This window comes from Halomicronema sp. CCY15110 (assembly GCF_016888165.1).
Taxonomy (GTDB): domain Bacteria; phylum Cyanobacteriota; class Cyanobacteriia; order Phormidesmidales; family Phormidesmidaceae; genus Halomicronema.
In genome coordinates this window covers 1-24469 of record NZ_JACSWC010000428.1, presented here as the reverse complement: position 1 = coordinate 24469, position 24469 = coordinate 1, and the positions used below count along the sequence as shown (strand labels likewise).

At 55.4% G+C, this 24469-nt stretch carries 24 protein-coding genes; 15 read left to right on the top strand and 9 right to left on the bottom strand.

Features of this window, described 5'->3' with window-relative positions:
* Nucleotides 1-8: 8 nt before the first annotated feature.
* From JUK32_RS24115 to JUK32_RS24105, 3 genes are all read right to left on the bottom strand, one after another.
* Nucleotides 9-515, bottom strand: a complete 507-nt coding sequence (locus JUK32_RS24115) for a GNAT family N-acetyltransferase (RefSeq protein WP_204141427.1) — start codon at nt 513-515, stop codon at nt 9-11.
* A 73-nt stretch (nt 516-588) separates the two neighbouring features.
* Nucleotides 589-1581, bottom strand: coding sequence for an endonuclease/exonuclease/phosphatase family protein (locus JUK32_RS24110; protein ID WP_204141426.1), 993 nt, complete (start codon nt 1579-1581; stop codon nt 589-591).
* A gap of 120 nt (nt 1582-1701) precedes the next feature.
* A complete protein-coding gene (locus JUK32_RS24105; RefSeq protein ID WP_204141425.1) occupies nt 1702-2418 on the bottom strand; it encodes a DUF1028 domain-containing protein in 717 nt (238 codons plus the stop codon).
* 191 nt (nt 2419-2609) lie between these two features.
* Here JUK32_RS24105 and JUK32_RS24100 point away from each other — a divergent pair, with 191 nt between their 5' ends.
* From JUK32_RS24100 to JUK32_RS24090, 3 genes are all read left to right on the top strand, one after another.
* On the top strand, nt 2610-2918 hold the full coding sequence (locus JUK32_RS24100) for a DUF2288 domain-containing protein (RefSeq protein WP_204141424.1): 309 nt from the start codon (nt 2610-2612) through the stop codon (nt 2916-2918).
* An 88-nt stretch (nt 2919-3006) separates the two neighbouring features.
* Nucleotides 3007-4002 carry a homogentisate phytyltransferase gene (locus JUK32_RS24095; RefSeq protein ID WP_204141423.1) on the top strand — a complete coding sequence of 332 codons (996 nt, stop codon included), beginning with the start codon at nt 3007-3009 and terminating at the stop codon, nt 4000-4002.
* Between the two features lie 74 nt (nt 4003-4076).
* Nucleotides 4077-4496, top strand: a complete 420-nt coding sequence (locus JUK32_RS24090; RefSeq protein ID WP_204141422.1) for a YraN family protein — start codon at nt 4077-4079, stop codon at nt 4494-4496.
* Nucleotides 4497-4544: 48 nt separating this feature from the next.
* On the opposite strand, the gene JUK32_RS24085 is transcribed toward JUK32_RS24090, so the two are convergent.
* Entirely contained in the window at nt 4545-5699 is a 1155-nt protein-coding gene (locus JUK32_RS24085) for a matrixin family metalloprotease (RefSeq protein ID WP_204141421.1), read from the bottom strand.
* 224 nt (nt 5700-5923) lie between these two features.
* Entirely contained in the window at nt 5924-6640 is a 717-nt protein-coding gene (locus JUK32_RS24080; RefSeq protein ID WP_204141420.1) for a DUF928 domain-containing protein, read from the bottom strand.
* Between the two features lie 281 nt (nt 6641-6921).
* On the opposite strand from JUK32_RS24080, the gene JUK32_RS24075 reads away from it, so the two are divergent.
* The 3 genes from JUK32_RS24075 (at nt 6922) to JUK32_RS24065 (ending at nt 10223) form a co-directional block, all read left to right on the top strand.
* On the top strand, nt 6922-8415 hold the full coding sequence (locus JUK32_RS24075; protein WP_204141419.1) for a cryptochrome/photolyase family protein: 1494 nt from the start codon (nt 6922-6924) through the stop codon (nt 8413-8415).
* Nucleotides 8416-8511: 96 nt separating this feature from the next.
* Complete coding sequence (locus tag JUK32_RS24070; RefSeq protein WP_204141418.1) at nt 8512-9423, top strand: toll/interleukin-1 receptor domain-containing protein; 912 nt, start codon at nt 8512-8514, stop codon at nt 9421-9423.
* A gap of 296 nt (nt 9424-9719) precedes the next feature.
* Complete coding sequence (locus JUK32_RS24065; RefSeq protein ID WP_204141417.1) at nt 9720-10223, top strand: hypothetical protein; 504 nt, start codon at nt 9720-9722, stop codon at nt 10221-10223.
* 34 nt (nt 10224-10257) lie between these two features.
* On the opposite strand, the gene JUK32_RS24060 is transcribed toward JUK32_RS24065, so the two are convergent.
* The gene (locus JUK32_RS24060; RefSeq protein ID WP_204141416.1) at nt 10258-11667 is read right to left on the bottom strand and encodes an FAD-dependent oxidoreductase; all 1410 of its coding nucleotides are present in this window, start codon (nt 11665-11667) and stop codon (nt 10258-10260) included.
* 70 nt (nt 11668-11737) lie between these two features.
* Nucleotides 11738-12649 (bottom strand): glycosyltransferase family 2 protein, encoded by a 912-nt coding sequence (locus JUK32_RS24055; RefSeq protein ID WP_204141415.1) that lies wholly within the window; start codon nt 12647-12649, stop codon nt 11738-11740.
* Between the two features lie 421 nt (nt 12650-13070).
* On the opposite strand from JUK32_RS24055, the gene JUK32_RS24050 reads away from it, so the two are divergent.
* Nucleotides 13071-13559 (top strand): helix-turn-helix domain-containing protein, encoded by a 489-nt coding sequence (locus JUK32_RS24050; RefSeq protein WP_204141414.1) that lies wholly within the window; start codon nt 13071-13073, stop codon nt 13557-13559.
* 71 nt (nt 13560-13630) lie between these two features.
* A complete protein-coding gene (locus JUK32_RS24045; protein WP_375541604.1) occupies nt 13631-14128 on the top strand; it encodes an IS630 family transposase in 498 nt (165 codons plus the stop codon).
* Nucleotides 14129-14414: 286 nt separating this feature from the next.
* Here JUK32_RS24045 and cruG read toward each other — a convergent pair whose 3' ends face one another.
* Nucleotides 14415-15635 (bottom strand): 2'-O-glycosyltransferase CruG, encoded by a 1221-nt coding sequence (gene cruG, locus JUK32_RS24040; RefSeq protein ID WP_204141412.1) that lies wholly within the window; start codon nt 15633-15635, stop codon nt 14415-14417.
* Between the two features lie 33 nt (nt 15636-15668).
* Nucleotides 15669-16592 carry a gamma-carotene 1'-hydroxylase CruF gene (gene cruF / locus JUK32_RS24035; RefSeq protein ID WP_204141411.1) on the bottom strand — a complete coding sequence of 308 codons (924 nt, stop codon included), beginning with the start codon at nt 16590-16592 and terminating at the stop codon, nt 15669-15671.
* Nucleotides 16593-17220: 628 nt separating this feature from the next.
* Here cruF and JUK32_RS24030 point away from each other — a divergent pair.
* From JUK32_RS24030 to pgeF, 7 genes are all read left to right on the top strand, one after another.
* On the top strand, nt 17221-18384 hold the full coding sequence (locus JUK32_RS24030; protein ID WP_204141410.1) for a F420-0:Gamma-glutamyl ligase: 1164 nt from the start codon (nt 17221-17223) through the stop codon (nt 18382-18384).
* 203 nt (nt 18385-18587) lie between these two features.
* A complete protein-coding gene (locus JUK32_RS24025) occupies nt 18588-19844 on the top strand; it encodes a GNAT family N-acetyltransferase (protein WP_204141409.1) in 1257 nt (418 codons plus the stop codon).
* A 100-nt stretch (nt 19845-19944) separates the two neighbouring features.
* Complete coding sequence (ruvX, locus tag JUK32_RS24020) at nt 19945-20433, top strand: Holliday junction resolvase RuvX (RefSeq protein WP_204141408.1); 489 nt, start codon at nt 19945-19947, stop codon at nt 20431-20433.
* Nucleotides 20430-21005 (top strand): DUF3727 domain-containing protein, encoded by a 576-nt coding sequence (locus JUK32_RS24015; protein ID WP_204141407.1) that lies wholly within the window; start codon nt 20430-20432, stop codon nt 21003-21005. Before ruvX ends, JUK32_RS24015 begins: the two co-directional genes overlap by 4 nt.
* A gap of 244 nt (nt 21006-21249) precedes the next feature.
* On the top strand, nt 21250-22326 hold the full coding sequence (mltG, locus tag JUK32_RS24010; protein ID WP_204141406.1) for an endolytic transglycosylase MltG: 1077 nt from the start codon (nt 21250-21252) through the stop codon (nt 22324-22326).
* An 89-nt stretch (nt 22327-22415) separates the two neighbouring features.
* Nucleotides 22416-22934 (top strand): YqeG family HAD IIIA-type phosphatase, encoded by a 519-nt coding sequence (locus JUK32_RS24005; RefSeq protein ID WP_204141405.1) that lies wholly within the window; start codon nt 22416-22418, stop codon nt 22932-22934.
* A 515-nt stretch (nt 22935-23449) separates the two neighbouring features.
* Nucleotides 23450-24241, top strand: coding sequence for a peptidoglycan editing factor PgeF (gene pgeF, locus JUK32_RS24000; RefSeq protein WP_204141404.1), 792 nt, complete (start codon nt 23450-23452; stop codon nt 24239-24241).
* The last annotated feature ends 228 nt before the right edge of the window (nt 24242-24469 follow it).

Here is a 24469-nt window from a genome sequence, read left to right as displayed (position 1 = left end):
GCGGTGAGTCAGGGCGACGATCGCGCCACAAACTCCGATCGCAACATCGACATCAGCCACTGCGACTTAAACTGCTCACCCATTTTCACGCTCTCCCGCAGGCAGCCCTCTTCCACAAAGCCCAAACTGCGATACAGCGATCGCGCGCGGTGATTATCTTCCATCACATCGAGCCAAATGCGATGGGCCGCAAATTCGTTAAAGGCTTTATCAAGCACCTGCATGAGAACCGAGCGACCATAGCCTTTACCCGTTTGCGTAATCACGATGCGCTTGAGCAGCAGGCACTGGTGGGGGTCTTGCAGCCCTAACAAAATCACGTACCCCACCCGTTTATGAGTCGTTGTGTCTTCGATGATCCAGTGGCCTGCGTTGGGATCATCCAAGGTTTGCAAATGGCGATCGCGCGTCCACAGTTGTACAAACCCTGATGCATGGGCAGTGGCCTCCGCTGACAGCACAAACTCTAAATTGGCGGGCGTGGTCGGACGCAACTGGGCAGAGTGATCGGTCATGACAGTTCGCAAAACAAGGGCATTTGCCGGGCCGCACTAATCCGCATCGCCGGATAGCACGGCAGCGCTAGCACTAATCATCTAACGCGATCGTCGCCACCACCTGACCGTGATCCGACTTCCACGGCTCGATCTGGTCATCCAGCAAGGTTTGGTCAAACAAGTGGTCATTGTAAACCGAGACGTAAATCACCTGACCAATGTGGTTGCGGTTGCGCGGGGCAAATTCTTCGCTCACCATGATGTGATCCAAGCTGTCGTAGTGACCGTTGTGAATGTGGGTGTAGTAGTGGTCGCCGTAGCCCAGCCGGGCCTGAATATCTTTGACCTGATACAGCAGCGTGTCCCAAACGGGCACCTTTTTTCGAAACGGCCAGCATTCCCATGGCGGCTGCCCCGTTACGAGCTGAGTCGTCACTGATGTGTGGTTATCGTTCACATCCCCCATCACAATGACGGGATAGCGGCGATCGCGTAACTTTTCCATCAAGATGTAGCGCAGAGCCGTGGCTTCGGCTGCCCGGCGGATCAGCGATCGCGCTTGCCCCTTCGCGATTTCTACCGGGTCAGTGCGATCGACATTACGGAACATCATCGGTCGCTTCGATTTCAAATGCACCACAAACACCGTGCAGTGCGTGCCATTCGGCAACTCCACATCCACCGCCAACACCGGATGCGAAAACGAAGTGAGCGGAATGCGAGCTTTTTCCGCATCCACACTCAGCCAACTCTCCGGCGGAAAATCGATGTAAACTCGCTGCCCCAAAACGGGAAACCTCGTCGCCAGCGCCACCCCAGGCCCGTTACCAATGCCTGCCGCCATCACCAGCTGATGCTGCTTGGCGCTATCGGTAGCTGCCAGCACTTCCGCTAACGCCTGCTCCTGAAAGATTTCTTGAAACCCCACCAGATCGACCTGCATACGGTCTAGCTGGCGTGCCGTCCAGGCCACCTTCTGGTGATAGTCAGCGCTTGAGTAACACTCGCCGTGGTAGTACTCCACCTCAGGCAGCACTAAATTATTGAGGTTAAACGTGCCAATCCGAAACTGCTGCTTTTCCACACCCTTATCCACAACCAGCTACGGCCAGTTTTAACACCTCAGCGGCTGGCCGAAACATCTTTAGCACAACGCTTTACCCACTGGATGGCAGAACGAGGCGCGATCGCAGTCCGGCGCTAGCTACACCACTTTGCGAGTCCAGATCGGCTCGATTTTGAAGGGCCGCTGCTTATGAGACGGCATGGTTTGGCGGAAAGATTGGTAATAGTCCTTGTGCGCTTCGACGAACAGAGTACGCAGTTCCACAATGGGCTCAGGATTATTATCGACCCGGAGATCCAAATAGGGATAGAAGTCATCCTGCACCACATACAGCGCTGCGGATTGCTTGCCGCGCTTATCGCCGCCCGCCAAATCCCCGGCTTCCAGCGCACACAACAACCGTTCCGAAAAGCTCAGAGAAGGATTATTGCGGAAGGTTTCAGCCATGGCGTGCAGCACCTGCTCACCCACCAGCATGTTGCCTGCGACAGAAAAATTCGGAAACGTAAAATGCCCAGCCCAGTCGGTGCAGTGCTGCCCCGTCCAAGCGGTGGTATGGCCCTGATGATCGACTAAGTGAAGCTGCCGATAATCACGCTCTTCGTCGTTTTGTAGCAACACGTCAAGCACGTCCGCCACGGGAATATTGACTGAATCAGCTTGAGCCGCCTTGCGACTTTCGAGCAGGCGCAGGCCCCAGATGCCGAGTAGCGGATTCGTTTGGGCTTGAGTCGCGATCGCCCCCACTGCCGCCTTCGCATGGGGCACCAATGCCCCCACAGCCAAATGCTTGGTAGCCACAGCCACGCCCGTCATCCCAGTGAAAGGATCCCAGGCCACGATAGAGAATGTCATGCCGCAACCCCCCTATCCAAAACGCGTTAATGGATATATTCAATTGTTAATGTTTTTGGAAAAAAGATCTGTCGTGAATCTTACGGTTCTTGTATACCGTCGCAATTTTGCTGGCAGGGGCGACGGGACTCGCAACGCTGAAAGTGCCAACACAACACGTTACAATGGCTCCCTGATTCATATTCTCGGTAATGACGCAAGATCTGAAACAAGAACTGAAGTCAATGATTGGCCCTGCCGCTTGGTATAACCTGCTACCTCATGCGGCCCGCGACAGTATCGTCTTGGTGAATCCGGGCCTAGACTTGGCCGAGGTGGGGGCCGCCGTCGCCACGGATAACGTGACTTCCGTGCAGCGCTGGATTAGCGAAGCGCTGATTACCAAGCCTACCGTCGAGCAAATGGCCGATTGGGAGCGCGATCGCAGTCGCCAATTTCAGACTTTGATTGTGCAGCCATACGTGCTGATTCAATATCTGCCTGACGATTCATCGGTATAACTTTTCCGATATCTTGTCCCAGTCTTGTCACGACGAGCCTCACACCCGATAGTCTAAACAGGAAACCTCATACGAGCGCATCATAGCGATGGGTCAAAGCGTTTCTCCCCAGGCAACACCAGCACCAGTCCAGCAGCTTAGTCTGTTTCGGACGCCGCTGCCCTGGTTGGCTGCCTTTTGGAAATTTTCTCGGCCCCACACCATCATTGGCACGAGCCTTAGCGTGATCGGGGTATTTGTCATTAGCTGGACGGTGGTGCAAGACAGCGGTGTCACCCCCGCCTTGAATCCGTTTTCGCTGGTGTTGCCGCTACTGGCTTGTTTAGCGGGCAATGTGTATATCGTTGGGCTTAATCAGATTGAGGATGTCGAGATCGATCGCATCAACAAACCGGCGCTGCCGATCGCTTCGGGTGAATTTTCGAGCGGCAATGCTTGGAGCATCATCGTCTTTGCCGCCAGTCTAAGCATTTTGTTAGCGGCCTTAGGCAACTGGTATCTACTGGCGACGATTTTACTGAGTTTAATGATTGGCACAGCCTACTCAGTGCCGCCTGTCCGCTTAAAGCGGTTTCCCTTTTGGGCATCGGTCTGCATTTTGACCGTGCGCGGGGGCATTGTGAATCTGGGCTTATTCCTGCACTACAGCCATCAACTCAGGCTGCCTTTGGCGATTCCCGCTCGCATGTGGGCCTTGACAGCCTTCGTGCTGGTGTTCAGCATCGTGATCGCCATTTTCAAGGATATCCCCGATATTGAGGGCGATCGCCGCTTCAATATCACCACCTTTACGGTGCAGCTTGGGCAAGCGCGGGTTTATCAAGTGGCGCGACTGGTGTTGACACTTTGCTATGTCGGCATGATGGCTGCCGTCCCGTTGATTCCCGGCATTAACTGGCTCTTTATTTGGTTGACTCATAGTACGTTGCTGGGCTGGTTTTGGTGGCGTAGCTATCGGGTCGCTATGCCCAATCAAGCCGCGAGCGCCGATCTGCCGCTGACGTTTACCAACTTTTACCAATTCATTTGGCAGCTCTTTTTCTTAGAGTATGTGTTGTATCCGATCGCGTGCCTGTTGGGCTAATGGCATGGGACCAAGGCCGACGATGAAGTTCTATCGCCCGCACCGCGATCGGTCTTAGCGTAGGAACATGAGAGATGCCAACAACGGCAAAACGACAACTAGGCGATCGCGGCGAAGCCCTAGTCGCGGCCTGGCTGCGCCAACAGGGGTGGGAAATCGTCGCCCAGCAGTGGCACTGTCGCTGGGGCGAACTTGATCTTGTGGCCCGACATGTTGACTCCAATGTCGGAGTTGTGTTTGTCGAAGTCAAAACCCGCCGCCGCCCAGGCCTGGATCAAGGCGGCAGACTCGCCATTACGCCCCAAAAGCAGCAAAAACTCTGGCGTAGTGCGCAAACTTTTTTGACCGAATATGTCGCCTACAGTGACCTGCCCTGTCGGTTTGATGTGGCGCTGGTGAGCCAAGGCAAACTGGCCACGGGCTTACACCACTCACCGCCAGGCGAAGCACCCTTGACCCTGGTGGAATATATCGAAAATGCGTTTCAAGGATAGAGCATCACCCCCACCCACCCGGCGGTGAGCCTGCCCCCGGCGGCCATCTCACCACATCATCACGGCGGTTTGCCCGGCAGAATAGTTGAAGTAGAGACGAATGCGCAGTACGTATTGCCGATCTTTGTACAGTCTGACCCGCAGCCGGGCGTTGGTATCGGTACCGCTGTCGTCATCGCCAGTGACATATTTCAAATCGCCGTTTTGGTCTTCAAAGAGCACCATGACAGTATCGGCAGCGCCAAAGGTCTGAATGGTATAGCTTCGGGTGGCGTCAGGTCGGATGGTGAAATTCTTTTGTTCGGCGGGGGCCAACGACAGCATTGCCGACCGGAAAACCTGCAACTCTGGATAAGTGGCTTCGAGCGGGGGGTAAAACAGTTTGGTCTGCTCGATATCTTGAGGCGATAGGCCTCCGGCTGGCCTGATGCCCTGCTGGTATTTTTCGGGCTCCAGAATCAAACCACTGGGAAACGAATAATGCATGACGGAGTCGGGATCCCATTCGGAACCACCCACCTCGCCCTGGGATAACTTCCGCAGAATATTGTAGAAAGTCGTTTCACGAGCCCAGTTGTTAGGGGGACCGCCAAAGTATTCATATACGGCGGCCTCATCCCACTCAATCCCCGCGAACGGATTTTGGTGCTCATGGGGAAAGCCCAGCGTATGGCCGATTTCGTGGACTGGAGTATCTACACCGCGCGGATCGCGGGTTAAGTCCCAGCCGAAGTTCATCGTGCGTTCTGCCTGACCGGGAATGTCCAGAACATCGCGCCCCACGTAGGACCATGAACCGACCCCCCGCTCAAACCCAATCCGAATTTCTGCTTCACTGATATTGGTGATTTCTTCAAAAGTCAGGCCAATGCCTACGTTCTCCCAAAGGCGAAACGCTTCTCTGACGACTTCGATTTGCTCGATCGCTCCACCATAGGCACCGCTCGTGAAAAAGTAGTAGCGGAGCTTGGTGCCATTCATCCACTTTTTGTCGATGTAGCGAATGAGCCGCGCCCGATGGGGCGAAAGGTCATCGGGGAGTTCGCGGTTGGGAATTTGGGGCAAGCTGCAAAACTGCTTGGCGATCGCTGTCTCAGGGACAACTTCTTCCAGATCATCGACGTCAAGGGCGGCTTCGAGGCGGCTGACCCGCATTAAGAGCTTTTTGAGCTGTTCTGTCAGACTGGCTTGATGATCAAACATGGGGGCTTCCCTCGCAGACGAAAGCAAAGCAGTAGCAGCGATCGCACCGCAGAGGAAACGCTTAAGTTGCCGCTGCCTAATCCAGGCATACTATGCCTGCTATCAGAGATCGCAACAATGGTCGAAATCTTCACGTTTCTTAGGTGTCGGTATCACTGTGCAAAAGTAGCGAGGCGGCTGCCAGCTCTGGGATAGGCACCGCCGCCCGCCAAACTTGCCAGAAACTAAGGCATCGTCAGCGGTTGGTTGACGATTTCATCGAGCTCAACGGAACTCAGCAGCTCAGCCCAGCGGTCTGGTAGGCGGCGATCGCTCGGGTTCATCGTTTGCAGCGTCGCCAACTGATCCACCGCGTCAAACCAATAGCCATTTTGCGTATATAGGCTTACCTGGTCGGACTCAGAAACTAAGGCGAGCACACTACTCAGACCTTGGCTGGGGGGCTGATATTCCACCCAGCCTTCAATTTGTAAATCGCCAACTTCATTGGCAGGGTTACAAAAAGCCGCGACTTGCCAACGGTAGCGATCGCCGGCCTCCAGCACTGGCAAATCAGCGCTTTCTGGCACCTCAAAACTAACAATGCCAGCATCACTGGAGACGTCCAATCGTGTGGTGTAAAAAGGCGACTCCACACCGTTTGCATCAACCTGAGCTAACGTCAATTCCACAAATTCTGCTTGGTTGAGTGGCATATACCAGTAAAACTGAGGATAAGGCTCGGCAGTGAGGCCAATATTCTCAGTCGGCATCAGCGCGATGAGATTGGCTGGGTTCCCAAACGCACAGCCGCGAGTGCCCGCACTTTCGCGCCGCCCTGGCGCTCCCAAACCCGCCGGTGGCACATAGGGCTCGGCTAAGGCAACAGTACCGCTCGCTAGCACTAGTGCCCAAGGCAATAGTTTGACCATGGATGGGCAGAGCACGTCAAAAAGTTTCATAAGTCTGACAAGTAACGACTGAAAACAAAAGAGCGCCCCTGATATCTGCACAATACTGGCTACTTCAAGTTTGCCGATCAAGAATCCGTAAAAGATCACACTTGAGTTGAGATTGAGTGATTGCTGGAGAGTGCAGGCGATCGTGTGATTCCTCCAGGCTGCTACAGCACCATGGCGAACCCGCCGATGTCCCCAACCCCTCGTGAGAAGACGAAGGAGACGTCGGCAGCGATCGCCAAAAGTCGTCAAAATACTTAAAGCATTCACCATGAGGCGGCACCATGACGACGGGCGTTTGGGTACTGGGCGATCAACTCTACGCGGGACAGGCCGCCTTAGCCCAGCGGAACGAGCACCAAGCCGAGACCCCAGTGCTCATGATCGAGTCCCGCCAGCATGTGCAACAGCGCCGCTACCACGCCCAAAAACTCGTGCTCGTTTGGTCAGCCATGCGTCACTTTGCCGCAGAACTGCAAGCAGCGGGATGGACGGTGAGTTATGAACTTGCCAAAGATTTTGAAACTCCGCTACGCCAGTGGATTGAGGATCAAGACATTACGACTTTGCAGGTGATGGAGCCCAGCGATCGCCCTTTCCTCACCTTTTTGCAAACTCTCGACCTGCCCTGTGATCTCGAAATCATCCCCAACAATCATTTTCTCTGGAGTGTGGACGGCTTCAAGGCGTGGGCCAGCGATCGCAAAAGCCTGCTGATGGAAAGCTTTTATCGGGCCGGGCGCAAAGAACTGAATGTGCTGATGGCGGGCGGCGAACCCGTTGGCGGTCAGTGGAATTTTGATAAAGAAAATCGCAAACCGCCGAAGGGCCAGCTTGACACTCCCGAACCGCTGACCTTCGAGCCGGACGAGATCACCCAAGCCGCGATCTCAGCGGTGCAAAATGCCGACTTTCCCACCTTTGGTGAGGTTAAGCCGTTTCCCTGGGCCGTGACCCGCGACCAGGCGCTGCAAGTGCTCGACCATTTCATCGCCACGCGCCTCAATACCTTCGGCCCGTATCAAGACGCCATGGTGACGGGCGAAGATACGATGTGGCACGCGCTGCTGTCGCCTTATCTCAACCTGGGTCTGCTCCAACCGTTAGAAGTGATTGAGGCTGTCGAGCGGGCGTATCACGAACAGGATTTGCCGCTGAACAGTGTGGAAGGCTTCATTCGGCAGGTGATGGGCTGGCGCGAATACATGCGCGGTCTCTATTGGTACGTGGATGAAGACTACTGCGATCGCAATTTCTTTGACCACGATCGCCCCTTGCCCGACTTTTTCTGGACGGGCGACACCGACATGAATTGTCTGCATCAGGTCATCGACCAAGTGCAGCGCACGGGCTACGGACACCACATTCAGCGGCTGATGATCCTCGCCAACTTTGCCCTCATCGCCGGACTCAACCCTCAGGAAGTCGAAAACTGGTTTCACGCCGCGTTTATCGATGCCTACGACTGGGTGATGCAGACAAATGTGCTCGGCATGGGTCTCTTTGCCGATGGTGGCGTGCTCGCCTCAAAACCCTATTCCGCCTCAGCCAACTACGTAAACCGCATGAGCGATTACTGCAAGGGCTGCCGCTACAACCACAAAGCGAAAACGGGCGACGATGCCTGCCCCTTCAACTTCTTCTACTGGGACTTTCTCGATCGCCACCGCGACAAGCTGAAATCCCAAGGGCGCATGAATTTCATCCTGGCCAATCTCGACAAGATGCAGCCCGCAGATCTGGACGAGATCCGCGATCGGGCCGCCAACTTCTTTTAGATGTCTCCATGGAAATTAGCAACCTATTTTGAAATGCCCTTGGCGTCTATTGCTTTACCGCTGCTAAATTTGTGGCGATGGTGGCGGTAAATGGCAATGGCGAATCAAGAACAATTGGCTTTGCTAAAGCAAGGAGTAAGATGGTGGAATCGTTGGAGAGAGGATAACCCAAGACAAAGAATAGACCTCCGCAATGCCATCCTTTACGATGCCAACCTCCGCAGTGCTGACCTTAGCGGTGCTGACCTAAGCTTTGCCGACCTCTTCGCTGCCAATCTCCGCAGTACTGACCTCAGGGGTGCCAAACTCGGTGGTGCCGACTTCCGTGATGCCGACCTCAGCCGTTCCAACCTCCACGATGCCAACCTCGTCGAAACGGTCTTCAGCAACATCGATCTCAGCGAGGTCAAAGGATTAGCAGAGTGTCAACATCATGGGCCAAGTATTATTGACTACAGGACGTTGTCACGTTCGGGCCAACTGCCTGAATCATTCCTGCGAGGCATTGGCTTACCCGATACCTTCATCGACTACATTCCCTCTCTGTTCAATCAGCCGCTTCAGTTCTATTCCTGTTTCATTAGCTACTCCCATCAAGATGAGGAATTTGCCAAACGACTCCACGCCGACTTGCAAGACAAGGGCGTGCGCTGCTGGTATGCCCCAGAAGACTTGCCCATCGGGGCCAAAATCCGTGTCGATATTGACCAGGCTATCCGTAAGCATGACAAGCTATTGCTGATTCTTTCCAAACACTCGGTCAACAGTCAGTGGGTGGAAAGTGAAGTCGAATCAGCCCTAGAAAAAGAACGCCAGAGCCATAAAACCGTGCTCTTCCCAATCCGGCTAGATGACACGGTCATGAACTCTAGCGACGGGTGGGCAGGGTTGATCAAGCGATCTCGCAACATCGGCAACTTCTGCCACTGGAAAGACTATGACGATTATCAGCAGGTATTTGAACGATTGCTTCGGGATTTGAAGCCATCGCTAGCAGAACCGGCATAAATAAAGTGTGAGTAACTGAGAAAACAGTCGAGATCGCTGATTGCCGCATGATTACCGCCTATTTAGCCGCATAACTGTTGGCCGCAAAGCGACTGGCATGGGCTGCCGATCACAAGTCTCTCCGAAATCCATCAAGACGTTGGCTATAAAGTTCAAAGGGTGTGTTTGCTGCGGTTGCTATTTTCAAAAAGTCGTCTTTCAAACGCTGTGGGAAAGTGGCTCTGTCTCAGAGTTGTTGTCTGCGCAGGGCACCAAACAATTATTTTGGTCAAATCTACATTATTTGGAGTATTTGCATGGCTTTGGCAAGATTGAAAGCTGGCAGTGCGATCGCGACACTGCTGCCTGTGCTCGGACTCGGGTTCATGCCCAGCGCGGCCCCAGCACAAATTATGGACAAACAAGTCGCTAAAAGTGATGCCGATATGCCTGCCGTGCAATATCTGGACGACCTGCAAGAGTGCGTCGCCAGCAGGCAAAGTCCACCCTTGCCCTTGCCGTTGTTAGAAGGGGTCATGGCGGCTTCTCAAATTCTTGGCTGGGCGGATGAAACCTGTGTGGTGGAAACGAAAGTGTTTTTGGCGACGGCTCCCGAGACTCAGACCACGATGTCTTATTGCCAATACACGCCCGCAACGATCGCGATCATGACCGATGAAGTTGCTTACGAACAGGCTCGCACGGGTAATTTTTCTTTCAGTACAGATAACGAGCGTGACATGGCACTTTCGACGGCGATAGAAAGTGAGTGTGAATTTAACTTTGAGTGGTTCGAAGAGTTGACTGGGGTGACGCCATAGTTACCGCAATCCTGGCAATCCGGCTATTGCGTGTTTATGCGTTGCGTCGCCAGTTGCACCAGTTTTCGGCACAGTCGCGCCGCCATTGACCGGGTTGCCAGCGATCGCTTTCCCACTGCTGGGCCGCCTGTCGCAAAATTTCCATCAGGCTATCGGGCAGGGTGGGAAAGTTGGCTAAGCGCCACCAGGGCGTTTTTTCCGCCATCAATACAGCCACTGTTTGCACCCATTCCGAGGCTTCTGGCCCGACGCCATGACACCCGAGCAAGCGTCCGTCGCGGTGGGCGATGAGCTTACAAAAACCACTGGTGGATTCTTGCCATTGGGCCGTGGAATTGTCATACAGCGACTGGCGGGCGACCAGCACAGCGGACGGGCCAAACCGTTGTACCGCTTGCGACTCGGTGAAACCCACCCGCGCCATGGGCGGCTGGGTCGGCAATGCATAAGGAATCGTCTGATAATTGACGCGGCGGCGCGGCCACAAGAGGGCATTGTGGACGGCGCATTCGGCTTCTTCGCGGGCGATCGCGGGCAACTCATACCCACCCATGGCGGCCCCACAGGCATAAATACGCGGGTGCTCGGTTTGCATGTAAGCATTCACCTTCAGCGGGAGATCGCGGGGCAGACAGTGTTCCAATCCCAAAGCTTCAAGGTCAGGTACGGGGCGCGGCGCAACGACCAACGCAGCGGCTGTGATGGTCGTTGTCTCTAACTGCACAGCGATCGCTGACTCGGGTGGATGATCGGTCAGTTGCGATACCGCTACCCCCTGGGCTCCCAGCTGCACAGCGATGCCATCGGCGCGCAGTTGAGCCGTCAACCAGTCGGCAACCGCTGGATCCTCAGCGGTGAATAACTGCGTATTGGCCGTGATCAAAGTCACTTTGACAGGCCAGCGGGCCAACCACTGAGCCAACCCGAGTCCGGTTGGACTGCCCCCCAAAATCACCACACTAGGCGGCAGATGTTCGCGTTGATAAAACGTTGCCGGAGTGTCACAAGGCACCGTCTCTAATCCTGGCAGCGGCGGGGCGATCGCTGACTGGCCCGTCGCAATTAACAGCTTGCGGGTGGTGAGTCGGCGGGTCGCAGTGGCGATGGTCAACGGGCGATCGCTCACAATCTTGCCGATCTCAGCAATGACATCGACCCCCTGCACCATCAGCTGCGGCAGGGTATCGCGGGTGAGGGTATCAGCAATTAAGGCGGCTCTTTGTTTGGCCCACTGCCAGGGCGTCGCCATACTCTCAGGGGGTGGAGTCGCTAGGGGATGCGTCGCCGTGAGTGACCACAGTCCCTGCTGTATGAGGCGCGATCGCTCACCCTCCAAATCCTGCAAGACCAAAGCAACCCTGGCACCGTAGCGGCTGGCTGCTGCCGCAGCGGCAATGCCCTCTGGGGTGCCACCGACAATCACCAAATCATATTCGACTGCCATGCTTGACCTAATCGCCTCAATGCAGGCCGCCCTTGAGTGTAACGTTCAATAGCGTTGTCGAGACTTTGCGTTAACGCGCGAACGTCTGATCAGCCGTCTGCTGAATCGGCTTTGGGGGCATCGGCTTTGGGACTGTCGAGGAGTGAGGCGTCGGGGTCATGGGTGTCTGCTGTTGGCGCTTGAGTTCCTTGACCTTGAGCACAATGAGATATTCATAAAACCCCTGGAGAGTACACCAGGCAAAGCCCGCCTCACCATCACGCCACCCCCCCAGGATGAAATACATGTAAAACCAACGAATAAGCGGGCGCAAGGGCAGCCGCAGCGACAAGTCTTTGAGGGCATGACGGCGCTCGACTTCGGTCTTACCAAACCATAAATCTCGCCAGCGCACCTGACCGGATTGCAACTGCCGGAGAGTCTCCTGGGCTTCGTCGGTGGAGTAGCGATTGTGCTTTTCAATCCAGCGGCTCATGCCTTTGCCGCACGTGTAATGGGGATAGGTTGCTTGTAAGAAGCCCGTCGAACCTTCGCACACTTCCCGCTCGGTGTGACCATAGTCGGTGAACCAGACTTTGCCGAGTTCCAGCAGGCGCAACTGATAGCGCGGAAACTGAGTGCTGTGCTTAATCCACCGATCCATGAACATGACGCGCTCGGCAACGTAATAGCCAACAGACTCGGACTGTTGCACCATCTGGCAGCATTCCTGAAATAGTTCGGGCGTCATGCGCTCGTCAGCTTCCAAAATGTAAGCCCAGTCGTACTTCGCGGGAATGTTTTCCAGCATCCAAGTGCGCTGCTTGCCGTGGCTCTCAAAGGGATGCTCAATGACCCGCACGGGATACTGCGCCGCAATTTCGACGGTGCGATCGCGACTACAAGAGTCCACCACAATAATGTCGTCAGACAGCATGGCTGACTCAATGCAAGCCGCAATATCCAGCTCTTCGTTGTAGGTCAAAATGTAAATTGAAAACATAGGCAGCGAATAAAAAAGGTAACAGACCTGAGACCCGGCGCGGGCCAGCGACTGAACTGAGCAAACGTAAGCCAGGCATGATGCCAAGTTGCGTTAATTCTATTCTTCCCATCTCAACCGATCTGCTGAGGCAAGTGCAGGATTCCCTAGAAAAGTTCATAGAAAACTTAATGGACATAAGCAAAGCATGAACTCACGGTGCTAATGCTTTGCTGACTCGGGAAACCGCGATCGCAATTGCAGGCAACCGCATGGACTGGCGATTCTCCCAAACAGCAAATTTCCAGCCAACTCACAAGACCCACAATTGCGGGATTCCATTGAAAACTCCCACTGCTAGAAGACTGGGCGAAATCGCACCTGATACCAATTCTCCATGAGGAATGGCAGAATATAGGAGTAGTGATTTCAATATTGAAGGATGGCTCGACCGCTTAAGTTAGAGGTTCGTGAAAGTGTAGAGTATTTGCTCAAAAGCCTGCGTCATGCCACAACAGCCGCACAAGCCGAGCGGTTGCGGCTGTTGTGGTGGTACAAGAGTGGGCAAGTGACTGAGCACAAAGAATTCAGCCATCGCCTAGGGCGGTCGCCCTCAACGATTACACGCTGGCTCAAGTTATATCGAGACGAGGGGCTAGCGGGCTTGCTCGAAGAACGCAAGGCCCCTGGCAAGCCTCGGCGCATCGATGGTGACCTGCTGGAGCAACTCAAGGCTCGCCTAGATTCACCCGAAGGTTTTGCTAACTATGGCGAAGTGCAGCAGTGGCTCGAAGCCCAGAGCGGGGAGCCGATACCTTACAAAACGGTTCATAAAACGGTGCGCTATCGCTTAGGGGCGAAGCTCAAAGCCCCTCGCCCACAAAACATCAAACAAGACCCTGAGGCCGTTGAGACCTATAAAAAAAAATAGGTCCAGCCCTGAAGGTGTTTGGGGACTGTTTCGGCACGGGTAAGCCAGTGCGATATTTGTGCCAAGACGAGATGCGGATTGGGCTGATGAGCCAGCGAGGGCGTGTGATTACCTCGCGTGGGGTCAAGCCCATTGCGATGGAACAGTACGTCCGTGAGAATTTCTGGGTCTATGGGGTAGTGGAACCGCTCTCAGGTTGGCACTTGTGCCAGGAGTATCCTCACTTGAACGGGATGCACTTTCAGAGTTTCATTGATGCGGTCTCAACGGCCTTAGGCGATGAGTTAGCGGTGATGCAGATGGATCAAGCCCAAGCGCATCGAGCCCAAGCGCTGATCTGGCCGGAGAACCTGATTCCTATATTCCAGCCGCCCTATAGTCCCGAACTCAATCCAACTGAGCGCTTCTGGCAGCATCTGAAGTCCCCGCTCAAAGGGAAATGCTTCGAGACCTTAGACCAGTTGCGGAAGCAGCTTTGGGACAGGATTGAGAGTCTGAATGCCGAGGCAATCGCCTCCTTGACCGGCTATGACTTTATCCTTGAGGCTCTATTCTGTGCAGCTTTATAGGGAATCGGTATGAGTTGACTGGATACAGTAAAGCCGCGGATCCCTGATCCAGTAATGTGAAGCCAAAGAACTCGCGCCGCAGTAACTTCGACGCGGCCAGTCAATTGCAGCTTCATTCGCCCCAACACGAGATTGTGTGGAGTTTTACGATCGCTCACTCTGACTGGAACCGACCCACAGCTGGTCAGCCGAAAGTTCACCCAAGCGATCGCCAGATCCCTCGAACAATCATCGCCTCTGTCAGACGTTGGCAGTGATAGAAATGTGAGTAAGCCCCGCAGACTATTTAACGGGAGGGGGCAGTGACGGCTAAATCATACTGACGACCACGCCAGGATTTAGGGGTGCGCAGAGAAGACAACCAAATTCGCAGCACCGCCCAGGGATCTGCTAGCGGCGACAACCAAAAAATCCAGCGGTTGGGGGACTGGCTTAAATCATACGAGGGCAAGATCGCAAACTGTAGGGCCACACGGGCGGCGATTAGGCTCGCATTGAGGCCCAGGCTGAGCTGCATGGGTAAAGTCGGCGGCCCACTGCCAATACCCCACAACAGCAGCGGCAAACTCAACCAGGGCAAAGCTTGCACGCAGGTCAGAAACCACAAATCGCCCCAGATCTGTCCCCGCGAAGAAGCATCTTTCAGATCGAGCGATCGCCCCCATTCTTTCCAGGTTTCCGCCAACCCCTCGTACATGCGAACCTTGAGCAACTGAGCGCCATCCCAAAACCCCACCTTGGCTCCCGCCTTGGCCGCTTCACGAGCCAGCGTCACGTCATCACAAAACGAGAGGCGAGCACTGGTATAGCCGTCCAACTGCTGCAAAAGCTGACGACGACAGAGAAAGCATTGCCCATTAGCCATCACCCGTTCCGCACCACTTTCCGATGCGCCGGTCGGCCCAAATCGATACACCAGGGTCATTAGCAATGCTGGCTGCAGCCAAATCTCTCCGAGCCCCTTCAAGATAAAACGCGGCGAGAGTGACACGAGGTCATATTGTTCAGCCGTGGCGGCGGCAATTAGCGCCGCCACGAGTCCAGGCTGCGGTTGAGTATCAGCATCTAGCCCCAAAATCCACGTACTCTCTGCCGCGCTCTGTAGATACCCATAGTGGAGAGCCCATGGTCGCCCCACCCAACCGGGTGGCAATGGATCATCGGTCAACAGGCGAATGCGAGCATCCGTTTCCTGCGCTTTCTGAACAATTTCACGGGTGCCATCGGTCGAACGACTGTCTACCACCAGCACCTCTCGCACTTCCGCCGTTTGCTGGGAGAGCCCCGTCAAACAGGGGGCAACCCGGAGGGCTTCGTTCAAAGTCGGCACAACGACACTGACTTGCCCCGCCTGATCCGGCGTCATGGCTCGGGGTTGCAGGGGTGGGCGACGGGTTGGCCCCTTCAGCAATCGAGCGAACAGCACCATGACCGCTGGCAACTGTAGAGCGAACAAGCCCAGCGCGATCGCACTGCTGAGCACCCCCAGAGAAACAGAAGAAAACATGCAGGTTAGTTCAATTGGCGATGGAAAATCAATTTATTTAGAGACGCCAGCCGGAGTGGAAACCATCTCCATCACGGGCATCTGTGACAGTTGAGCTGCACTATCGGCGTCGGGGGTAGCCGACTGAGGCGCAAACCACCAGCAGGCGATCGCCGGTGCTGCCCCGACCGCAATTCCCAAGAAAATGGGGATATAAATGCCGCCACCGACACTCATGAACATGGCAAAGCTAAAGTTAGCCAGATACATCACCAACGGCACCGTCAGTTGCTCACGATTCAGCCCTTGCAGCCGCTCATTACGATGCCAAAACAGGGCCGCCACGGACATAAAGATGGCACCCGTGACAAACCAACCGGCAAAGTTTTCGTAGGGCATCCCAAAGAAAGCTCCTGGCTGATGCCAGTACCAAAAAGGCATCGCCGTCTGACTCATCGCCGGATCCAGTACAAAATCCCAAGACATCAGCAGCAACGCCCCGGTCGCGATCGCCGCCAGTTGACGCACCCAAGTGCCGCGCTCACCGAGCAAACCACCCCGAGCCAGCAAATATGCCGACACCCCTACATAGAACCAAGACAAGGGAATCGTGAACGGCACCAGTCCGGAAATTTTGTAGCCCAGACCATTCAAATAGCTGTAGTCGCCAAAGGGAAAGCCCGTACTCGTGCCGGACAGCTCGCTAGAGAGAGAAATGACCAGCGCTGGAATCATAAATGACAGCCAGGCTTGCCACCCAAAGGCGCGGCGCAGGTACAGGGCCACGGCCACGGTACCCAGCAGAATATAAACCACACCACCCCCGGCCATGCTCCAACGGTACAGGGTCGAACCGGCGGGCAAATAATCCAAAATTTCGGGATGGGGCATGACCCACAGCAACCCCGCCAGACCAAATGCCATGGACAGCACATGTCCCCACAAGCACCACTTTTCAATGCGCATCAACCGAGTCATGTTCGAATCAACCTCTAACTGCGTGGTCAGTCGCTTTCATCCGCCGAAGCCAGAAATCTGCAACATTTCTTATCGAGATCGTGCCCCACTTACCTGGTTTTGTAAAGTTTTCTGAAACCTTGGCGGCACTGATGTTGCAACTTTGACTTCTCTACCGTACGAGGCTAAAGGATAGCGCGGAGTGATGAACTTTGCTGTTTGATGGTCGGTCAGGGGAAATCCTTGGGGGTACGTCTCTGGTGCCCGTGACTTTTGGGGCTGAGCGTGGTTGCCCTCACGCTGGCTCCACCGGCCAGGGCCTGCCGCCCCGTTGACGAGAGGTTTAACCACTATTTGACCCCTACAGACTGCATCCTGAAGATGACTGGCCGGGCCGGTTGCTGGTCTCGTCGCAGCGGCCATTGACCAAGATGATGTCCCCGTGATCATCAAAATTTGCGGTGGACAATGGCGTCTCCCTGGCAGCTACCCTACCGGGTCACAACGTCTCGCTAGCCCTGTGATAAACCGCGATTCTTCGCAAATTTCGTTAAGAATGCCCCCAAACTTCTATAGACTGACCCTTGAGAAAGCGCCATGGCCGATTCGGTAACAGGCGACGAAATTTTCGAGGAAATGGTGAGCAACGATGATCTTCGTGTGGTTGGTGGGAGCGATCGCGCTATTGGGGCTAGTCGGTTGGCTCAGTTTGGAATGGCAATATCGACAACGCGCAGGCAATCGTCTCGCCTTTGCCGCTGGCCAGTGGAATATCGAAAAATATGAGGCGGACCATTACCAAATCGTCGGCGTTCCCGAACTGATTAATCGCACCCCGGCCTCCGAGATCATGGTGCCAGAGCTTACCGCCGAGACCACGCTGCTGGGCAAAGGGGAGGTGGACGATCTGCAAGTCAAGATCACCATTACCTCCCAACATCCCGATGCCGATGCCCGTCCCGATGGCTACTGGTTTGCCTACATTGTCAAGCTGCAAAAGCGCACCCAGTTCAAGGTGCAGGTGGATATCACCGGGCCAGAGGTGCGATCGCTCAAAGCCCTCTGGGTGCGGGTCCACTACCTCACCTATGGGCCAGGGGGCCGCGTTCCCAAAACTGGGCATGTCATTGTGCCGCTCCAGTTTCCTGATCCCGCCCTGGCTCCACCCTGGCGGGACACGCCCCAAGCGCAAGTCATGCCCGTGCCCACCCACTTGTTGACCCACCTCGATACCCCCACCGAAGTCGTCAAACGATACGCCAGCCCCCACGCCCAACCGGGCGACATTATCACTCTGGGCGAAACCCCCGTCGCCATTATGCAGGGGCGTTGGCGTCATCCTTCCACCGTGCAGCCCAGCTGGCTGGCGCGGCGCTTGTGCTATTACTTTTTGCCCACCTCCAGTCTGGCCACCGCCTGCGGTTTACAAACATTAGTGGACTTAGTCGGCCCCTGGCGCGTCTTTGGGGCCTTTGTCGGCGGTACAGCGAAAAAAGCGCTACTGCGACAAGGGGGCGGCTTTTATCAGCTGGCGGGCGAGCAAGCGCGACTCATTGACGACGTTACGGGCACCCTACCGCCCTATGACCAATTCATTGTGCTCGGCCCCGAGGCTCCCCAACTCATTGTCGATGAAATCGAGAAATCCACTGGCCTGGGCGCGGCGATCGTCGACGTCAACGACCTGAAAGCCGTCAAAATTGTCGCCGCTAGCCCCCGAGTGAATCGCGCGGTGGTCACCCAAGCCCTGATTGACAATCCGGCTGGCAATGCCGACGAGCAAACCCCCTTAGTCTTGATACGGCCCAAATAGCGTATGCCTTAAAGTCTTGACGACACCCGACATCGCACTCAAGGCTCAAGGCTACCTTCAGTCCTGAGCCGCCAACCCCCTTGGCCGTCGCGGCATCTCGCATCGCTGCCCTGCCTGGGCGAGCCAGCTCTGGGGATGAGCACGTTATGATGAAGTCAACAAAAGGCCAACTTGGCTATTGGTGATGTTTTTCGTGGCTGGCAATGTCTACTCCCGATCTGCAAACTTCGGAACTACAACTGCGTCCCCTGTATCCGCGCGACATTGATGCCTTGGATCATTGGAGTGGGGCCGCAACTGTCATTCCTGAGCCGGACTCAGGGCTCTGGGGTGCCGCCAATACCCAAAGTTTAGTGCAGCATCCTCTCGCCGCTTGGTGGCAACGAGTGACCACCCTAGCGCTGCCGAACCAGCCTCGGTGGTCAGGCTTTGTGGCCTCCCTCGACGACACCCTCTGCGGCATGATCGAGGTGTCCCCCTTCAACCGCACCCGCAGCACTTGGCAGGTCAATCGGTTGGCGATTCATCCCGATGTGGTGCCGCCGAGTACTGAAAGTCCCCTGGATAGTGTGGGGTCAAAACTCCTGCGCCACTGTTTTGAGACGGTTTGGGAAGCCCGCATGTGGCTGGCAGAAGTGGATATTGAGCAAAAAGCCGCGTTGGCTTTGTATCGACAAAATGGTTTTCAACCGTTGGCTCAAGTCACCTATTGGGAAATTAGTCCCGACGTGTTGGTTGAGCAAGCAAAGCAAGAACCCGATTTGCCCAACCTGATGGCGGTCAGCAATGCCGACGCACAGTTGCTATATCAGCTCGATACCGCAGCGATGCCGCCTCTGGTGCGTCAAGTCTTTGACCAACAAATCCAAGATTTCAAGGTGGAGCCCGCCAAGTCAATGGCGAACACCGCGCGACAGTGGATGCATCGCGAAAACCGCATTCAGGCTTATGTGTTTGAGCCGCAGCGTAAGGCCGCTATCGGTCGCTTTGACCTGGTGGCCTGCCGGGGCAAACACCGCTATCACTCGGCAGAACTGACGGTACATCCCGCTTATACGTGGCTGTATCCCGAGTTACTGAGTCACATGGCGGGATTGCTGCAAAGCTATCCGGCGATGCCGTTACGGGTCACGTCTCGGGATTATCAGCCCGAACGAGAAGAGTTTTTGCTGAAAATACAGGCGAGCCCGGTGGATCGCACATTGATGTTGTCGCGCTCGGTGTGGCACAAGGTGCGGGAAGCAAAACCGGCGGCGTTGGAAGGTCTGCAACTGCCGGAGGTCTTAGCGGGCTTACAACCGGCGGGCAAGCCGATTCCCGGACGCATCTCTTGGCAGTATGACCAAGACGACTCACCGCGATCGCCCAATCCTTCTGCTCCCCAGCGGCCCGAAAGTGGCGACCTGGGACGGGCTCATCCCCACTCAAATTCAGACAACCTATCCGGGCAGTCAGGATAGTCAGTAACGACCCAGCGAGATTAGGCATGATGGGTTGGTTTTCAAGGCTCCCGCAACGTGGCCTACAATTTTTGCTGACTGCCGTCATTGCGAGCTTGCCATGCCTCAATCCTACGTCTCCGCCCTGGCTTTAGATATTGGTCGCCGCCGGATTGGGGTGGCGGGGTGCGATCGCTTGGGGATGTTGGTGACCGAATTGCCAACCGTGCAGAATCGTTCCTGGCGCGCGGTGGTGGATGATCTCAAGACCGTGATCGAAGCACGACAAGTGAATGTGCTGGTGGTGGGGCTGCCGTACACCATGAATGGGGAGTTGGGCAAGCAAGCAGCCTGGGTGCAAACTTTTGCCGAAAAGCTATCGTCAATTTTACAAATACCCGTAGAGTATGTAGATGAGCGGTTGACCTCTTTTCAGGCAGAGCAAATGTTGCAAGCCGAAGGGGTGACCCTGTCTCGTCGTAACAAAGGACTGATCGACCAAAAAGCGGCCGCGATTATCTTGCAGCAATGGCTCGATCAGCGCGATCGCCCGCCTACAGTCCCGCCCACGCCCTCACCTACGCAGCCCGCCGCAGGAGACCCGGAATGACTTTTTCGGATTCAGATTTCGTTCAAGACCGTCCCACCATTGCCGTTAGAGACGAGGCAGGTCGGGTCCTGATGTGCCAAATCGAGCAGACCTTTGACATTGGTCAGCGGCAGTATGCGCTGTTGTTGCCGCTAGATACACCGATCGAAATTTTTGCCTGGGAGCCAGATGAAGACGACGATGATACGGACACGCTGGTCGATATCGAAGAAAGCGACATTGAAGTCCTGTTGCCTACGGCCCGAGCCGTCTTAGCGGAACACGATCTGGTGTTGCAGCGGAGTGCTGTAACCCTGAGTGTCTCGGGCGAGCTCCCCAGCCCCCAAGAGGAAGATTGTTTCACGCTAGATATTGGGGACATTGACGAAGATGGTGAAACTGACACCGAAGAATTTCAGACCCTGGCAACGTTTTTCCATGAAGATATGGAATACACCATCTGCACGCCGCTAGATCCCCTCTTAATCTTTGCCGAGATCGCGGCGCAAGGGGATGCCCGCATGATTCCGCCCGAGGAATTTGAACGGCTGCGACCGGAAATTGAGTCCAGCATTTTTGATGTGTTGGAGTAGATTCTGGCGGTGCCGGACCTCAACGATCGCTCTACTCACGGTGAGCGGCCACTGACCGCCTGCGTCGCGAGGGGGCACTCCGGGTCCGACCAGCGACGGGCAGGCATTCTGTTGGACTTGCCCGCGATCGCTCTTTCCCCCTTCGTCTCAGCCTCCCATCAACGGAGTTGCCTTGATTAGCCGCGATAACGGGCTAAAATAGCCGACGTTGGCATGCAGCATTCATCCGCTAACGGCAAAAGCAATGGCTTCTCGTCTTCCCAAGCTTCTATTTTTCTTTTTACTGCTCCCCGTTGCCTTAGGCTTGGCGGGGTGGCAGGGCTGGGCTTGGTGGAGCTGGGCCACCGCTCCCATCGATCCAGTCGAGGACACTGACGAAGCCAGTGCTGCCGCTACTGATCCCGTGCAAATTCAGATTAGTCAAGGCACCTCTGGTCAACAAATTGGCCGCGATTTAGAGGCGGCTGGCCTGATTCGCTCCCACGTCGCATGGGACATGTGGAGCCGCTGGCAAGATTTGCAGCAAGATGTCACCTACCAAGCGGGGACTTACGCCCTATCACCGGCCCAATCGCTGCCAGAAATCGCCCGCCAAATTCGCTCCGGTGAGGTGCTGCAAACCGCCTTCACTATTCCCGAAGGATGGACTCGCGAGCAAATGGCGGCGGCCTTTGAAGAGCGCGGCGCATTCTCTGCTCAAGCCTTTCTAACCGCCACGCAGGAGGTGCCCCGCGATCGCTTTCCCTGGCTGCCCCAGGAACTGCCTCACCTAGAAGGTTTCCTCTATCCAGACACTTATTTGCTGCCCGCTGAAGCCGTCACGGCTGAAGGAATGCGTGATTTAATGTTGCAGCGGTTTGAGGCGATCGCGTTGCCGGTTTATCAACAAGGTAACTCTGAGTTTTCGTTGCTGGAGTGGGTCACCCTGGCCAGCATTGTCGAGCGCGAAGCCGTCATTCCGGAAGAGCGATCAGAAATTGCGGCGGTCTTTAATCGGCGTCTCGCGGAAGACATGCCGCTAGGGGCTGATCCAACAGTAGAATATGGTTTGGGAGTGACGCAAACGCCTGAGCAACCGCTAACCCTGGCTCAAGTCAACACGCCTTCGCCTTACAACACCTATATCAACGTCGGGTTGCCGCCGACCCCGATCGCCAATCCTGGGTTACCGAGCTTGGAAGCCAGCCTCGCTCCGCCCCCGACGGAGTATTTGTATTTTGTCGCGCGTTATGACGGCACCCATGTGTTTAGTCGGACTTTGGCGGAACACGAAGCGGCTCAGGCCCGCATTCGCGATGCGATCGACGGCATCAATCCGTAGATTCAGCCAGGCGGTGGGTCGATATGCTGGGGACACGACCTTTCGACTACAACGTTTTCGTTTTCGCTTAGGATGGGAGCCCTAGTTTGATGTGCAGTCATAAGTTGCAGCCTGATCTTGTATTGGGTCAGCCTGTTCTGGGCATTAGCCTGGATTTGGTGGAGCGGCATCGCTTAAAGGGGCTCGTACTTGACGTGGACGAAACCCTGGTGCCCATCCGCGAATCTGAAACCACGGCTGAAGTACAAACCTGGTTTGCCACGCTTCAGGCTCAGGTGCCCATTTGGTTAGTGAGCAATAACCTCAATGAACCGCGAATCCGGCGCATTGCCGAAAGTCTATCAGCGCCCTACATCACGGGCGCGGGCAAACCCTCACGCCGTAAGCTGAGACGCGCCGCCGAGGCCATGCAGCTCCCCATTGAGCAAATTGCGATGGTCGGCGATCGCCTATTTACTGACGTTTTAGCGGGCAACCGCCTAGGCATGTTTACCATCCTGGTTGAACCGATGGTGACCCCAATGAGCCAACCCGGCAAATATCTGGTGCGATCGACGGAAGTTTGGCTCTCGCAAATTCTGGGAGTGTCTTTGCATTCTGAGCCTTGATCAGGAATCTTAAGTGCCTTTACAGTGAGCGATTTATCTTCACAAACCTTTGCACAGGCAAAATATAAAAACAAAATTACAAACCATTCGCCACTTGTTCAGCATCGGCGAATATAAAATCAATGACATGGAGTCACGCAGAATAAAGACTCTAGCCTATAAGAAAAATTGATGGGGACGCTGTCTAGTTTCGGCAGTGTCCCCATTGTCTTTCTGCTGGATTTGCTGGATTTAACTACTAGACCCACTGCCCATCGGCGTCATGCTCTCCAGACCTGATTTTCGTCTGGAAGCAGCCCTCGCAATCGGTGCAAGCAGAGAGGTAAATGACACGTTATGATGCAAAATCGATAACGCTATTGGTTCGCTCGGGGCAGCTATTGTGGGCGGCTGATCACCCACCTTAGCGATCGCCACCATCGACCGCCGATGATTTTGGTCAGGAGCGATTATGGCGGGTCAAGCACCCACCGAAACTGCTGCCACACTGGTGAGATTTGGCTTTCTAGGGGTTTATGAATCATTCTTGGCATTGGTCTGAAGACACTGAACACGCCTACTTGACCACATCACTGCTGAGTCGCTGGCCCCACGGTTTTTTTACCCGTCAGTCTTGGCCCAGCCTGCCAAACACCTTGCGTCAGCGATTGGGGGGTGATGGTCCGGCCTATCGGGCTAAACAGGTGCACGGCAATCACGTGGTGACGCCTCAAGACCTCCCCGCTGATCATGCCGCGACCGATCAGTTGCCGCCAGCGGATGCCGTGATGAGTGTGGCCCCCCAACAAGCGGTTTGGGTCTGTACCGCCGACTGTACTCCAGTTTTGATTGCCGATACGCAGACGGGTCAGGTGGCGGCGATTCATGCCGGTTGGCGCGGCACGGCGCTCAACATTGTGCCGACTACGATCGCGAAAATGCAGGCCCAGGGCAGTGAGTTAGCGCATTTAAGGGTGGCGATGGGGCCGGCGATCGCGGGGACGGTGTACCAAGTCACGACCCATGTAGCGGCAGAAGTGGGGCGATCGCTGACGGCCATGGATGCGGCGATCGCCGCGCTAGATGACCACGATCTCGTCGCTCATTTACAAGCATTGGCCGAGCCCCCCGTGCTGCCCGATCCGCAGTCTGGACGCGTACGGCTCGATGTGCGACGGATCAATGCATTGCAAATTTCCGGTCTGGGCATTCCCGATGAACACGTCGAGATCGCACCCCACTGCACCTTTCAAGAACCTGAGCGGTTCTTCTCTTACCGCCGCACCCGCGAAAAAAAGGTGCAGTGGTCTGGCATTGTCAGTTGCTAAGATCTGAAGTCGTTTCTGACTCTGACGATGAGGCGTCAGTCGCCTGATTGGGCGATTGTCCATTCTTGTCCACGTTGCTGACGCTGCTATCACCGTTGTTGGCCGCACCCGCAGTTTCCGGCCTCGCCCCCTTAGCGGGTTTGGTTTCTGTCCCAGCCCTTTCAAGGTGCTTTCTTCTCAGCTTTAGCTTTGGCAAGCAATCGAGCGGTTGAGACATGAGGTTTCTTT